The following is a 12,353-nucleotide window of genomic DNA, read 5'->3' as shown; positions in this document are numbered from 1 at the left end:
CGAGCATTATACCGATACCCGCTACCCGAGAAACCCCCGAAAGATGATCCCGGCGGCGGCAGCCGGGGTGCCGATCTATAGGGCGTCGGTGCGATCGCATCGCCGTCAAGCCAGGTGGATCGGCTTTTCATCCGCGCCGGCGTCAAACAGGGCCAGCGGCGACGTCACGAGCCGAACTGGGCGGAGCTTTCCATTGAGCTGAAGAAGCCCGGCGTGACACTGCTGATCCTGTGGGAGGAGTATCGCAGCGTCCATCCCGATGGTTATGGTTATAGCCGTTTCTGCGAGCTGTTCCGCGGTTTCGAGCAGCGCCTTTCGCCGACGATGCGCCCTGTATTTAGGCATTTCGCTCTCCATCGCCACTCTCCGATGGTAGGCAGCGCGTATCGATAAAACATGCCAAATACCCTCTCTATCCCTTATCATCCGGAAGGGATGCCAGGTCACGAGGTCACGACGCGAAAACCCGCCAATGTCAGAACGCACTTGGCGTCCCCACGGGATCAGCGTCTCCAGCAAACCCGGTCTGGGTTGAGGTGTCGATTGCTTTCTACTTTGACAGCCAGCGCTTTTGGGTGTTACGAGTTGATGATCAGCTCAAGGAGCCCATCTATTGGAGCATTGAATGAACTTGCCACCGCATTATCATTCGGAGTTATTTGCCTTACTCCTCGAGCTCGAAGATAAGATACCTCCGACTGTAGCTTTGGAACAAAATGAACTTCTTTCAAATCTTAAGCAAGGCATTGTTAAATTAGGAGTGAGATCTCAGGCCCCGGGAGGACACTTCTATTCACCTGTGGTCAACCCAAACTCCTTGAGCCCATACTACATGCGACGTTGGCAATCGCGCCAGAACCGAAATGCCGTGGAAAACGTAAACATCGATAAAATGACGGAACTGTGGGGAGCGTTTGTGCCGCACATGAAGGATTACCCGTTCCAAAAACAGCAAACGCAAGGGCATCGCTATTTTCTGGAAAACATTTATTACGGAATATCAGACGCCTCCATTCTTGTTGGCATCTTAAACCATTTTAAGCCGTCGAAGTACTTCGAAGTAGGCTCTGGCTTCTCATCTGCTTTGGCATTGGACGTTGCTCAGAATGCCGACTGGGAAATGGAGTTTCGTTTCGTCGAACCGTACCCAGAGGTCCGCCTCGACACTCTACTCAATGATGCTGATCGCCAGCGCTCCCGCATTGAGAAAAGTTTCGTCCAGGAAATACCGCTTAGTTGGTTTCAAGAACTGGGCAACGATGATATTCTTTTCATAGATTCCACTCACGTGGCGAAGAGCGGTTCCGATGTTGTTTATCTTTACACGGAGATCTTAAGTCATATTCCTGTAGGAGTGATCGTCCACGTTCACGACATATTTTTCCCATTCGATTACCCGCCTCACTGGGTCATCGGTGACAACAGATCGTGGAACGAAGCCTACATGCTTCATGCCTTTTTGGAGGGTAATGACAGTTTCGAAGTGATCTTCTTCAATGATGCATTTGGGCTTCATGAGCGCGAACTTGTTGCGCGGACATATCCAGAATTTCTCGGCGTCAGTGGTCTCACTGGCGGGTCAATCTGGTTGCGGAAAATCAAGTAAACTGAACTCGCTCCACTAAGCGGCCGGAACATCTCGCGACCAAGGCATTAGGCGCGCGCTGCAGAGCATTTTCGATTTCAGCATCAGTGATGCAGACGGTGACGATGTCGACCTTGACCATACCTCGCGCTAGCATCGCCTTCTGTGAGGTAAGGCCTGTGCTTGCGTGACAAGGCATCCGCGATGGGTTCCGCCCGCCGCCCGGCATTACGTTCGCGGATGGTTATGGGCTCGAAATTCATGTGCACCGGGATATCAGTAGGCGCGGCAACAAAATGCCTCGCCGAGATCTATTCATGTCCATTAGAGGATATCATAGCCTAGGCGATTTAGCTTTAAGAAGCTTCTCAATAATCGCAATCGGCTCCTGTACGACGATTGTCTTGGAGACAGTAATATTCTCTTTCGTCGGCAATGTTGGGCTGAAGGCGACGACCGTGCCGTCTCTGTGTTCGTTGACGTGCAACACTTTGCTAAAGTCGATTACTGTTTTGCCTTGGCCTCTTATCGTAAGGGAGATCCACATAGCGTTAATCCTTGGTAAAAACAACGTCCGATATATACGCCCCGCGTATCTCACAACACTCCTAGATGATGCAAGCAGAATTTTGTGACTAGAAGTGGCAAGTGTGGTGGTCCCCGACACGCTAACAAATGGCCGTGAAAAGTAAGCGCGATTTTCCCCGCACGTTGACGCCTGCGACACCCATGGATCGCCTTCGGATTGGTAACGGTATCCGGCTTGGTTATGCGTTGGACGTTTTGGGGAAGTTGAACGGGAACAGGTCGTCGAGTTCAGCATCGACAGCGCGTTGAGGTAATTCCGTAAGAGCGTTGCGCAACCAGGCTAATGGGTCGATGCCACAGGCCCGGCAAGTCAGCATCAGGCTATAGATAACGGCGCTTGCCTTGGCTCCGTCGACGCTATCGCTGAACAACCACGACTTCCTGCCGAGAGCAATGCCCCGTTCATTCTGCCCATGTCGGCGATGAAGTTGAGGTTGTTTATCGCTGGCATCCTTATTTTGGCCAGAGGGTTTCCATTCGCCGTGTTGAAGAACGAGCGACAGGCCGGTTTTTGAAGGTTCTGGGGCCGACAGGTGTCGTCATCGCGATCTCAGGGTGGATGATCGATCCCTTGGTCTGCCGCGGCATGACCATGGGAACGCCACGCGTCGATCTTGCGACGCTAATCGAATTGAACAGGCTGGTCTCTGGCGGCACCAAAGCGGCACCCTTCCGAAGTGGACGTAGAATCACTCAGGAGGACCATGATGAGATCCCGCAATACGCTGGTGCCGGCGTCGGGCCGGCAGCTCGACCTGATATTCAAAACCCGGATGCTCGACGGACTGAGCGACAAGGATCGCAAGAAGGCGATTTCAACGCTGGCTTGCCTGCTGATGCAGGCCGCAGGCCTCGTCGTCGAGGAGCTCAACGATGAGCAACACTGATTTGATTCCGACAGCGCTGCTCGCGCGCAAAGCCATCGTCTACGTACGGCAGTCCACGCAATCGCAGGTCATGACAAATCTGGAAAGCCAGCGACGGCAGTATGATCTTGTTGACGTTGCGCGACAACACGGCTTCAGCGACATCGAGACCATCGACGACGACCTCGGGCGCTCTGCCAGCGGAACTGTCGCGCGCCCTGGTTTCGACCGTCTTGTCGCCCTTTTATGCGCTGGCCAAGTTGGTGCCGTCTTATGCTTCGATGCTTCACGGCTTGCGCGCAACGGTCGGGACTGGCATCACCTGCTCGAACTATGCGGCCTGGTCGAAGCCCGCGTCATTGACCATGACGGCGTCTACAATCCGTGTCGACCCAACGATCGGCTGCTGCTGGGAATGAAGGGCAGTATCAGCGAGTTCGAACTGGGCGTGCTGAGAGCCCGGATGCTCGATGCCGCCAGATCGAAGGCGCGCCGTGGCGAACTGCGACTTTCCGTTCCGTTCGGGTACATTTGGCATCGAGAGGCGGGGCTCGGGCTTGATCCGGATTTGCGGCTGCAGGACGTGATCCGGTCCATCTTCGCACGCTTCCGTGAGCTTGGAAGCGCACGCCAGGTGCTATTGTCGATGACACGGGACAATATCCACTTCCCGCGGCCGTCGGACGAAGGTCGCATGACCAGCTTTGTCTGGACGCCAGTCCGTTACCGGAATGTCATCGGCATCCTGAAGAACCCCTTCTATGCCGGCGTCTACGTCTATGGAAAGAGCGAGAAGCGGACAGCCATCGTCGATGGGAGGGCGCGGCGCAGCTACGGGCACGGCAAGCCGGCCGGCACCTGGGAAGTGATGATCCGGGACCATCACGAAGGTTACATCAGTTGGGAAGAGTACGAGCGCAACCAACAGCAACTGGCGCTCAACAATTATGGCCGTTCGGGCGGAACCAAATCGGGCCGCGGCGGCAAAGCGTTGTTGTCGGGTCTCCTGACTTGCGGACGGTGTGGACGGCGACTGAGTGTTGCCTATACGGGAAATCCACAAAATCCTGTCTATCGCTGCTATAAACAGAACCTGATGATGGGCTTGCCCCGTTGCATGACGTTCGGCGGCTCGAAGGTCGATGCGGCGGTTGCGCGCGAGTTGTTGCGCGCGGTAGAACCACTAGCGATCGAGGCGACTTTTGAAGCAGAGCGGATGCACCGGGAGCGACAGGAAGAACAGCGCCACATTCACGATCTGGAACTGCGGCAGGCCCGCTACGAGGCAAGCCTCGCCGAGCGCCGCTATGCGGCATGCGATCCAGACAACCGCCTGATTGCTGCACAGCTTGAGAAGAATTGGGAAACGGCGCTACGCCGCGTCCGTGATCTGGAAGTGCGCAAGCCTGCAGATAGTCCTTCAACCATCGAAGTTGACACGGGCACTTTCGCAAACCTCGCCGACAATCTGCAGGCGGCCTGGGAGTCGCCGGATGTCACCATGCGCGTGCGCCAGCAACTGCTGCGTACATTGATCGCCGACATTGTTGTCGATGTTGACGATGAAGTGCGCGACGTGGTGCTGACAATCCACTGGAAAGGCGGTCAGCACTCGGAACTGAGAGTGCGCAAGCCTCAGAGCGGTGAACACGGTTGCGCCACAACGGAAGATGCTTTGGCAGTGATGCGGAGCATGGCAGGACGCTGGCCCGATGAACATATCGCCGCGTCGCTCAATCGAATGGAATGGGTATGCCCACGGGTCAAGGAAAAACCTGGACCGCACACCGTGTCGCTTCCGTAAGGCGGGTCCGTGCCATTCACGCGTACAAATCAGCCGATAAAGAGGGCGAATGGCTTACCATGACAGAGGCGGCGGCGACTTTGGGCGTGACGAACCACAGAATACGCCACCTTATCAAGACCAACGTGTTGTCTGCCGAGCAGGTGGTTCCCGGCGTGCCGTATCAAATCCGCGCCAGCGACCTTACTTCCGCGACGGTTCAGGCCGCGATAGCCCGAAAGGGTCGCCCGTGTCGCACCACTGACACGGAGACGCTTCCAATGTTTACAGACACTTAGATAGGGAGTGCACAATGACTCAGGTCCGGCAATACCTCTCATATTGCGCTCCACGGTGTTGGAATCGACCTCAAGCCTACCGTCCTCCAGGAACAGCGTTAGGCCAGACCAAAGACCCAGAGTGTACTTGATGGCAGATGCGACAGGGTCCTTGGCGGATATATCCTTGATCGTATCCATCAGAAGCGCTTTCAGGTCAGCCATCAAGCCTTTGGTTTTCGCCTGACGAACAGATAGGCGATGTTCGGCGCTCGTGCCGCGGATTTTAGCTTCAATCGCATAGATTTCGGCCAGGCGCTCGATCACCGTTTTGGCCAGCTCCGATTTGTATTTCTTATACACATCGACGAACTTGCGGCGCGCATGGGCCAGACAATAGGCAAGTGTAATCCGTCCGGACTTACGACCGGGTCGGGTCAAACTCTTATAAGCTTTATACGCATCAACTTGCAGAAGCCCACTGTAGCTGGCCAGTTGCGACTGGATTTCTGCCTTGCCCCGACCTTGGGCAAACACATAGGCAACCGCAGGATACGCAGGACCGTTCCATGGGCGATCGTCCACCGCATGCGCCCAGAATTGACAGATCTTGGCGCGTTTCCTGCCCTTTTTCAGGACAGGCATCCGGGTCTCGTCCACAAACACCCGGCTATGGCTGTGAATGTAAGCTAAAAGCTTGTCGTAGAGTGTTTTCAGCCACCAGGCTGACCGTTTCACCCAACCGCAAAGCGTTGATGTGTCTAAACGGACGCCTTGTCCTTTCAGCATCTGGACCTGGCGGTTGAGTGGCAGGTACCAGGCATATCGCCATACGACCACATTGCTGATCATGGCCGTCGTCGCCAGGCCGCCATCGAACAACCGCGGTTTCGCTTTGGCCTGAACAACGCCGGTTTCACAAGCCCGGCAGGCATACTTCGGTCGCACCGTGCGCAGAACATAAAGCGTGGCCGGCCGTGACGCGAGGGCCTCGCTTTCTTCTTCACCAATGCGATGGAGTTGCCCCTGGCAGCAGGCACATTCCAACGATGATGGCTCAATGACCTCAACGACGCGTTCAAGATGTTCAGGGAGGGCACCGAGGTTACGGCGAGGTTGAGATTTGGAGCTTGCTTGACGCGGCGCCTTGGCGGGCTTTGGCTCATCGTTGGTCGCATCCACCGCAACGTCAAGCTCCGCGTCCCCTAGATCGAGACGGATCTGCCCTTCGAGAACCGCAATGCACTTTTCGGACTTCTGCCCAAAAGGTTGCGCGTTGGCAGCCTTCAACATGCCCTTCAGACGCTCGATTTCAGCGTCTCTTTCCAGGACCATACCGACCAGAATGTCTGGGTCCCGAGGCAGGTGTTGGCCACGGTTGAGCATGGCAAACACTAGCCAAAAGTCGCGGAATTGTCCATGGATTACAATAAGATCACGCTATTTTTGTAGGGCGCTTCACGGGCCTCTTCTCTACTTTTGTCCAGTCCAGACCATCTAACAAAAGCGCCATTTCGCTGGCGCTGAGATGAACGGCCCCGTCACGAACGGCAGGCCAGGTAAAGTGACGATCTTCCAAAACCTTGGTCACCAACACCATGCCACTGCCGTCCCAAGCCACCATCTTCAAACGATCATTGCGCTTACTGCGGAAGATATACACGTCGCCCGAATAAGGGTCCGCGCCAAGCGTGGTTGATACCAGCGCTGCCAGACCATTTATGCCTTTCCTAAAATCGACCGGCTTGGAAGCAATCAGGATCCGTAAATCCGATCGAAGCGTGATCAAGCCGAACCCCGCAGCGCGCTGAACACCGTCCGCAACGCCTGCTCATCAACGCCGCCGTCGATAACGACACAAGCGCCGTTAATCTCAACGCGAACAGTCAGCGACCTCCCGAGACATGGTTGAGGCTGTTCGTCACCAAGTTTCACGACCGGCACGAAACGCATCTCCTGCTCATCCGATGCGCTCTCGCGGGCGCAGTGACGCCAATAGTGCAACAAGCCTTGACTGACGCCGTATTGACGCGCAACGGCAGAGATATTGGCCCCGGGCACAAAACTCGCCGCTGTGATCTTCGCCTTGTCCTCCGGGCTCCATCGACGGCGGCGATCCTCGCCGATGATGACTTCGACACGACGTGACGTCGATCGAGCCCGCTCTGCATTACCTTGCGCATAGTGCTGATGACAGTCATCAGCACTATGCGGCACAACTTGCTCGTCGCTCTCGACTGGCACCAGATCCATCATTCCCACCTCTCAATCTCGAAAGATCGGGATTATGCGCGAACTGAAATTCAATGAAATGTGGGGCGCTCGCAACGCTTACGTCTGAACCAGAGCAGCACTTGGCGGGCAGTCTGAAGTTCGGCGAACTTGCGGAAGACGAGCAGAATGCCCTCCTGAACGCGCCGATCTGGATCCTTCTCGACACGGACGTCATCCGTCTTCACGTATCCGACCGCAACGGTCAGATGAAGGTCGCCGCGCCGCGCCTTTTGGCGCATAGCTTCGACAGATCGCTGCCGAAAAACCGATAACTCCATCTCGCTCATCGTGCCCTTCATGCCAAGAAGGAGCCGGTCGTTAGGCGAGCGCGGATCATAAATGGCCTCTTCATCGACAATAAGCGTGCCTACCAGGCCACAGAATTCCAGCAAGGTGTGCCAATCACGACCGTTGCGTGCCAGACGTGACGCCTCAAGCGACACGACTGCTCCCACCCGACCTTCACATATCGCCGCCAACAGTTTCTCGAATCCCGGTCGGGCCGTTCCACTTCCGGATCGTCCAAGATCATCATCCACGATCTCGACGGTCTCCCAACCCAACTGTCGAGCGCGCTCCACCAGACTATACTGCCGTCTTTGGCTTTCCAGATTATTGGCAACTTGGTATGCCGTTGACTGCCGGACGTAGATGAAGGCGCTGAGGGCAAGATGGTCGATGGTGATCTTACTCATTGCCCGCCTCCTTTCTGCCGTCGACGCACCGCTCGGTGGGCAGCTTTGCCGACGCTTCCGTCAGCAGTAGTTGCAGGAGTGTCAATGCTTCCCGGCGCTGGGTGTCGCTCAGATCCATCGGCCGGGCCGTGACGAACAGATCCAATTGGATGCGAAATTGCTTTCTCATGGCCTATCCCTTCGGCTTCTTGCACCGAGCAACAGGTTACGAGAGAATCGATCAAAGCGCGCAGTTCAACGAGTTTCGTTGCGGAAAGGCGCGGGTCAGCGACGATCCCAATCGAACACGTCGCGGGATCAAACATCCATGCGGGGATTTGGAACGAACCACCACTCGATTGCCGAATGAGCAGATATTGAACATCGTTGTGCTCGTGGCTGCCGGTTACCAACACAGTTTGGCCAGCCAGGGGATGGAAGGGATAGGCGACCATAGATTCAAACGTCAGAAACCCGGCATTATGAGCCCGGCTTGGACACCGGCGCGGAGACCTTGGCGCGTGCCATGACGATCATCGAGACGGCGAAGATGAACGGCATCGATCCGTAGGCCTATCTGGCCGATGTGCTCGACCGCATCCACGACCACAAGATCAATAGGCTCGACGAACTGCTCCCTTGGAATTGGTCGCCCGTCGCCGCCATCTGCGCCGAAGCCGCCTGATGGCAACCATAACCCACGTCTTCACCATCAACCATGTCGCCGAAATGCTCGACGAAGACCCGGAACTCCTTAAGGCGATCGTCAGCAACGACGACAACCTCTCCTACGGAAGTATCATCAGCATCGTATACAGTGACGATGAGGACCGAGCTGACCGACGATGGCATCGATGAGCTTAACGAGATGCTCTCTGCTGCTCGCCGTTCCCCCAAAGCCTGGAACGACTTCCTAGACAGCTTTGTCGACAACCAAGAGCTCATCGCGCGCATCAAAGAAAAATCTACGCGGTAACAATCGGCCGGTTACCATGCTTTACACCATTGTGCACCGAATATATGGATGGCACGCCTACGCGAAATCCCGCATATTTGAACGTCAGGAAGCAAAGTTTATGGGAACCAAGGATTGTATATTGATAACAGGTGGTGCCGGTTTCATTGGCTGTGAACTGGCTTCGCTTATCAAGGGTTTCGGATTACCGATAATCGCTCTTGATAATCTGCATCCTCAGATTCACCCAACACGGAGCCGCCCGGAGCGTTTGCCGGACTATGTTCGCCTTCAAGTCGCAGACATATGCGATGGGAACACTTGGACTGAGTTTCTCACAGAATGGAGGCCGTCCATTGTTGTGCATCTTGCGGCCGAGACTGGAACCGGTCAGTCATTAACGGCATCATCGCGCCATGCTGAGACGAACGTCGTTGGCACTACGCGCATGTTGGACGCATTGTCATCGGCGAACGTCTTTCCTGATCATATCCTCCTTTCATCGAGTCGCGCTGTTTATGGAGAAGGGGCATGGCACAGTAAAGACGGAAAGATCATCTATCCGGGGAACCGTAAGCCTGCTGACCTGGCGGCCGGAGTTTGGAGTTTCAGGGACGAGGATGGAGTGGAACTGACGCCTATTCGCCAAAGCGCGGATTCTGCAGTTCCTAAGCCAATCAGTGTGTATGGTGCAACAAAGCTATCGCAGGAAAATATCCTGTCTGCCTGGTGCACTGCGATGAACGTGCCTCTGTCTATACTTCGATTTCAGAATGTGTATGGCCCGGGACAGGCGCCTTTTAATGCCTACACAGGTATCATCAATATTTTTTACCGCATTGCACGCAGCGGAGCGGCTATCGACGTATACGAGGATGGCGCAATTGGGCGCGATTTCATTTTTGTAGATGACGTTGCGCGCGCCTGCAAAGCCGCACTCGAGCGCCTTCCGAATGGTATTCGTGTTCTGGATGTTGGCACCGGGATTGCAACCACAGTGTTGGACGCAGCAAGGGAGATTGCAGCTCTGAATAACGCGCCGGCTCCTGAAGTCTCGGGAAAGTTCCGGGCGGGGGATGTACGCTGGGCGGTAGCAGATACTGAAGATATGCGTCGTCAATTAAACATTTCTGCCAGCGTTAGTTTTTCGAAGGGAGTTCAATTGCTTGGGGATTGGTTGGTAGGAAAAGGTTACGCCTAAAATGTGAACTCATAAATTGTGCATCGAGGGAGTCTGAGCCTGCAGCAAAATTGCCGGCCCGCCTTCATTGGCGAATGTAACAGAACTGCTCAGACTTCCTCGCCGATGAGACAACCGCCATGCGACTTAACGCGTGGGCGGAGACGTGTTCTTAGTGGATGCCGCTGGAGCAATCCATATGCTGGAAGTCTCCGCTGCTTCGATCGCGGAGATCGCGGCTTCTGAGGACGAGTTCCATCGATGTTGCGTTGACGATTCAGAGGGTTGGCTGCTGCGCTCATTGGTGGATCGATGCCACTCAGCAGGAATGGTACTTGGGCCCACTCATTGCTACGCCTAACGCACCGTTGGCGTCGTCAAGCTGACGGGGGCAATCCTGTGGTCGCGCTATTTTCAGCGCGACCTGCATACACTCATACAATGAGCAATTACCATTTAGACAACACCTGTACGTAGCAGATCATGGATATGCAGGATACCGCATGCCCGTTGATCACGGTCCACCAAGAACAGTACCGTTATCTCGTCTTCTTGCATTTCCTTTATTGCAACGCCAGCCAGGATATCATTGTCGATCACTCTCGGATTGAGTGACATGACCGCTTCCACAGGTTGGGTGAGCAGATCGCCTGACATGTGGCGACGAAGGTCGCCATCGGTGATGACGCCGGCCAGCCTGCCATCCTCGTCGACGATGCCGACGACACCAAAGCCCTTGGAGGACATCTCGATGACGGCTTCGCTCATCGGGCGACCGACGCTCAAGAGCGGCATCTGTTCGCCGGCATGCGCCAGTTCACGCACGTGACGCAGTTGCGCGCCCAGCTTGCCGCCGGGATGGAACGTCTTGAAATCTTCGGCGGAGAAACCGCGGCGCTCGAGCAGAGCGATGGCCAGCGCGTCGCCGACCGCAAGCTGCAGCATCGCAGACGTCGTCGGCGCCAGCCCATGCGGGCAGGCTTCCTGAACCTTCGGCAGCACGATCGGCACTTCGGAGTTGCGGGCCAGCACACTGTCACGGTTGGACGAGATCGAAACGACCGGCACTTTGAAGCGCTTGGCATAGGTGAGCATGTTGGCGAGTTCCGCCGTTTCGCCCGACCAGGACAACAGGATCAGTACGTCCTGCGACGTGACCATGCCGAGATCGCCGTGGCTCGCCTCCGTCGGATGGACGAAATAGGCGGAAGTGCCTGTCGATGCCATGGTCGCCGCCATCTTGCGGCCGATATGGCCACTCTTGCCGACGCCGGAAACGACAACGCGCCCCTGGCTTTCACCGATGAGCTCGATCGCCTCGACCATGCTTTGCGCAAACGTCGCGTCGGCGCCGAGGTGATCGGCCAGCGCCTTGATGCCTGCCATCGCCGTCGTCAGCGTCCTGCCGACCGACTCCAATGCAGGAAAACCGCTGCGCTCGTCCGCTGATGCTTGTCTCAATTCCATGATGCATTGTTCCTGCAGGTTCTGCGGTGTTATTAACAATCTCAGCGCTGATAGTCTTTTTTTTACGCTAGGCCAACAATGCAGGCGGTGAATCGAACTGCAAATGTCCTGATGTCGCCACAACCTGGACTCGCGGCGGTAACGCGAGTATTGAGCTCGGCCTTGCCATCAGCTTGCTGTGGCATGAATATCCGCCACTTAGGTAGGTCACCGCACGCGGATCCGATTTGGCGACTATGGTTTGTTAGGCTGGGGAATATTTAACATGGAAACGAATGCCAGAGTAGTCGTCGGTGAAGGTGCCAAGCAGGTCGCCTTCTCGCAGAAGGAGCGCCTGTCGCTGATCGCCGGCCCCTGCCAGATGGAAAGCCGCGAGCACGCCTTCATGATGGCGGGAAAGCTCGCCGAACTGTGCAAGTCGCTGGATATCGGCCTGGTCTATAAATCGTCCTTCGACAAGGCGAACCGCACGTCGCTTTCGGGCAAGCGCGGCATCGGCCTCGACACAGCGATGGCGATCTTTGCCGATCTCAAGAAGGAGTTCGGCTTCCCGGTCCTGACCGATGTCCACACCGAGGAGCAGTGCGCCGTCGTCGCCGAGACTGTCGACATCCTGCAGATCCCGGCCTTCCTGTCGCGCCAGACCGACCTTCTGGTGGCAGCTGCCAAGACTGGCCGCACCATCAACGTCAAGAAGGGCCAG

Annotated in this window: 11 protein-coding genes and 5 pseudogenes; 7 read left to right on the top strand and 9 right to left on the bottom strand. The window is 56.0% G+C overall.

Annotation, left to right across the window (positions count from 1 at the left end):
• Positions 1–105: 105 nt before the first annotated feature.
• Positions 106–357 (bottom strand): hypothetical protein, encoded by a 252-nt coding sequence (locus ASD02_RS38355; protein ID WP_057220205.1) that lies wholly within the window; start codon positions 355–357, stop codon positions 106–108.
• Between the two features lie 268 nt (positions 358–625).
• Between ASD02_RS38355 and ASD02_RS20445 the strand changes: the two genes are divergently transcribed.
• The gene (locus ASD02_RS20445) at positions 626–1,606 is read left to right on the top strand and encodes a class I SAM-dependent methyltransferase (RefSeq protein ID WP_156408428.1); all 981 of its coding nucleotides are present in this window, start codon (positions 626–628) and stop codon (positions 1,604–1,606) included.
• A gap of 746 nt (positions 1,607–2,352) precedes the next feature.
• On the opposite strand, the pseudogene ASD02_RS20435 reads toward ASD02_RS20445, so the two are convergent.
• A pseudogene (locus tag ASD02_RS20435) lies at positions 2,353–2,559 on the bottom strand (transposase domain-containing protein); the annotation flags it as partial.
• A gap of 321 nt (positions 2,560–2,880) precedes the next feature.
• Between ASD02_RS20435 and ASD02_RS20430 the strand changes: the two are divergent.
• Both ASD02_RS20430 and ASD02_RS20425 read left to right on the top strand, forming a co-directional pair.
• Entirely contained in the window at positions 2,881–3,060 is a 180-nt protein-coding gene (locus tag ASD02_RS20430; protein ID WP_057220201.1) for a hypothetical protein, read from the top strand.
• Positions 3,047–4,843: a recombinase family protein gene (locus tag ASD02_RS20425; protein WP_347376831.1), complete on the top strand. Its 1,797-nt coding sequence runs from the start codon at positions 3,047–3,049 to the stop codon at positions 4,841–4,843. Before ASD02_RS20430 ends, ASD02_RS20425 begins: the two co-directional genes overlap by 14 nt.
• A gap of 29 nt (positions 4,844–4,872) precedes the next feature.
• Here the strand turns inward: ASD02_RS20425 and ASD02_RS20420 are convergent, their stop codons facing one another.
• The 6 genes and pseudogenes from ASD02_RS20420 to ASD02_RS39865 form a co-directional block, all read right to left on the bottom strand.
• The gene (locus ASD02_RS20420; RefSeq protein WP_347376830.1) at positions 4,873–6,486 is read right to left on the bottom strand and encodes an IS66 family transposase; all 1,614 of its coding nucleotides are present in this window, start codon (positions 6,484–6,486) and stop codon (positions 4,873–4,875) included.
• Positions 6,487–6,535: 49 nt separating this feature from the next.
• A complete protein-coding gene (gene tnpB / locus ASD02_RS20415) occupies positions 6,536–6,889 on the bottom strand; it encodes an IS66 family insertion sequence element accessory protein TnpB (protein WP_057220200.1) in 354 nt (117 codons plus the stop codon).
• Entirely contained in the window at positions 6,886–7,356 is a 471-nt protein-coding gene (locus tag ASD02_RS20410) for a transposase (RefSeq protein ID WP_156408427.1), read from the bottom strand. Before ASD02_RS20410 ends, tnpB begins: the two co-directional genes overlap by 4 nt.
• Positions 7,357–7,403: 47 nt before the next feature.
• Positions 7,404–8,069, bottom strand: coding sequence for a recombinase family protein (locus ASD02_RS20405; RefSeq protein ID WP_082555577.1), 666 nt, complete (start codon positions 8,067–8,069; stop codon positions 7,404–7,406).
• Positions 8,062–8,238 (bottom strand): hypothetical protein, encoded by a 177-nt coding sequence (locus ASD02_RS39870; RefSeq protein ID WP_156408426.1) that lies wholly within the window; start codon positions 8,236–8,238, stop codon positions 8,062–8,064. The genes ASD02_RS20405 and ASD02_RS39870 overlap by 8 nt, the downstream gene beginning before the upstream one ends.
• 100 nt (positions 8,239–8,338) lie before the next feature.
• Positions 8,339–8,503 (bottom strand): annotated as a pseudogene (locus ASD02_RS39865) (DUF5372 family protein); the annotation flags it as partial.
• A 74-nt stretch (positions 8,504–8,577) separates the two neighbouring features.
• Here ASD02_RS39865 and ASD02_RS20400 point away from each other — a divergent pair.
• The 3 genes and pseudogenes from ASD02_RS20400 to ASD02_RS20390 all read left to right on the top strand — a co-directional run.
• A pseudogene (locus ASD02_RS20400) lies at positions 8,578–8,733 on the top strand (transposase domain-containing protein); the annotation flags it as partial.
• Positions 8,733–9,024: pseudogene (locus ASD02_RS20395) on the top strand (hypothetical protein). The pseudogenes ASD02_RS20400 and ASD02_RS20395, both read left to right, overlap by 1 nt.
• A gap of 100 nt (positions 9,025–9,124) precedes the next feature.
• A complete protein-coding gene (locus ASD02_RS20390; RefSeq protein WP_057220365.1) occupies positions 9,125–10,204 on the top strand; it encodes an NAD-dependent epimerase/dehydratase family protein in 1,080 nt (359 codons plus the stop codon).
• A 435-nt stretch (positions 10,205–10,639) separates the two neighbouring features.
• Here ASD02_RS20390 and ASD02_RS20385 read toward each other — a convergent pair whose 3' ends face one another.
• Complete coding sequence (locus ASD02_RS20385) at positions 10,640–11,650, bottom strand: KpsF/GutQ family sugar-phosphate isomerase (RefSeq protein WP_057220199.1); 1,011 nt, start codon at positions 11,648–11,650, stop codon at positions 10,640–10,642.
• Between the two features lie 265 nt (positions 11,651–11,915).
• On the opposite strand from ASD02_RS20385, the pseudogene ASD02_RS20380 reads away from it, so the two are divergent.
• Positions 11,916–12,353: pseudogene (locus tag ASD02_RS20380) on the top strand (3-deoxy-8-phosphooctulonate synthase); the annotation flags it as partial.

The sequence above is a fragment of the Ensifer sp. Root1252 genome (genome assembly GCF_001425885.1).
Lineage (GTDB): Bacteria > Pseudomonadota > Alphaproteobacteria > Rhizobiales > Rhizobiaceae > Ensifer > Ensifer canadensis.
This window is presented reverse-complemented; position numbering and strand designations above follow the sequence as displayed.

Excerpts from the sequence above, each read along its gene's own strand:
- ASD02_RS38355 (WP_057220205.1), bottom strand. The coding sequence starts at position 357 with ATGGAGAGCGAAATGCCTAAATACAGGGCGCATCGTCGGCGAAAGGCG.
- ASD02_RS20445 (WP_156408428.1), top strand. The coding sequence starts at position 626 with ATGAACTTGCCACCGCATTATCATTCGGAGTTATTTGCCTTACTCCTC.
- ASD02_RS20430 (WP_057220201.1), top strand. The coding sequence starts at position 2,881 with ATGAGATCCCGCAATACGCTGGTGCCGGCGTCGGGCCGGCAGCTCGAC.
- ASD02_RS20425 (WP_347376831.1), top strand. The coding sequence starts at position 3,047 with ATGAGCAACACTGATTTGATTCCGACAGCGCTGCTCGCGCGCAAAGCC.
- ASD02_RS20420 (WP_347376830.1), bottom strand. The coding sequence starts at position 6,486 with ATGCTCAACCGTGGCCAACACCTGCCTCGGGACCCAGACATTCTGGTC.
- ASD02_RS20410 (WP_156408427.1), bottom strand. The coding sequence starts at position 7,356 with ATGATGGATCTGGTGCCAGTCGAGAGCGACGAGCAAGTTGTGCCGCAT.
- ASD02_RS20405 (WP_082555577.1), bottom strand. The coding sequence starts at position 8,069 with ATGAGTAAGATCACCATCGACCATCTTGCCCTCAGCGCCTTCATCTAC.
- ASD02_RS39870 (WP_156408426.1), bottom strand. The coding sequence starts at position 8,238 with ATGAGAAAGCAATTTCGCATCCAATTGGATCTGTTCGTCACGGCCCGG.
- ASD02_RS20390 (WP_057220365.1), top strand. The coding sequence starts at position 9,125 with ATGGGAACCAAGGATTGTATATTGATAACAGGTGGTGCCGGTTTCATT.
- ASD02_RS20385 (WP_057220199.1), bottom strand. The coding sequence starts at position 11,650 with ATGGAATTGAGACAAGCATCAGCGGACGAGCGCAGCGGTTTTCCTGCA.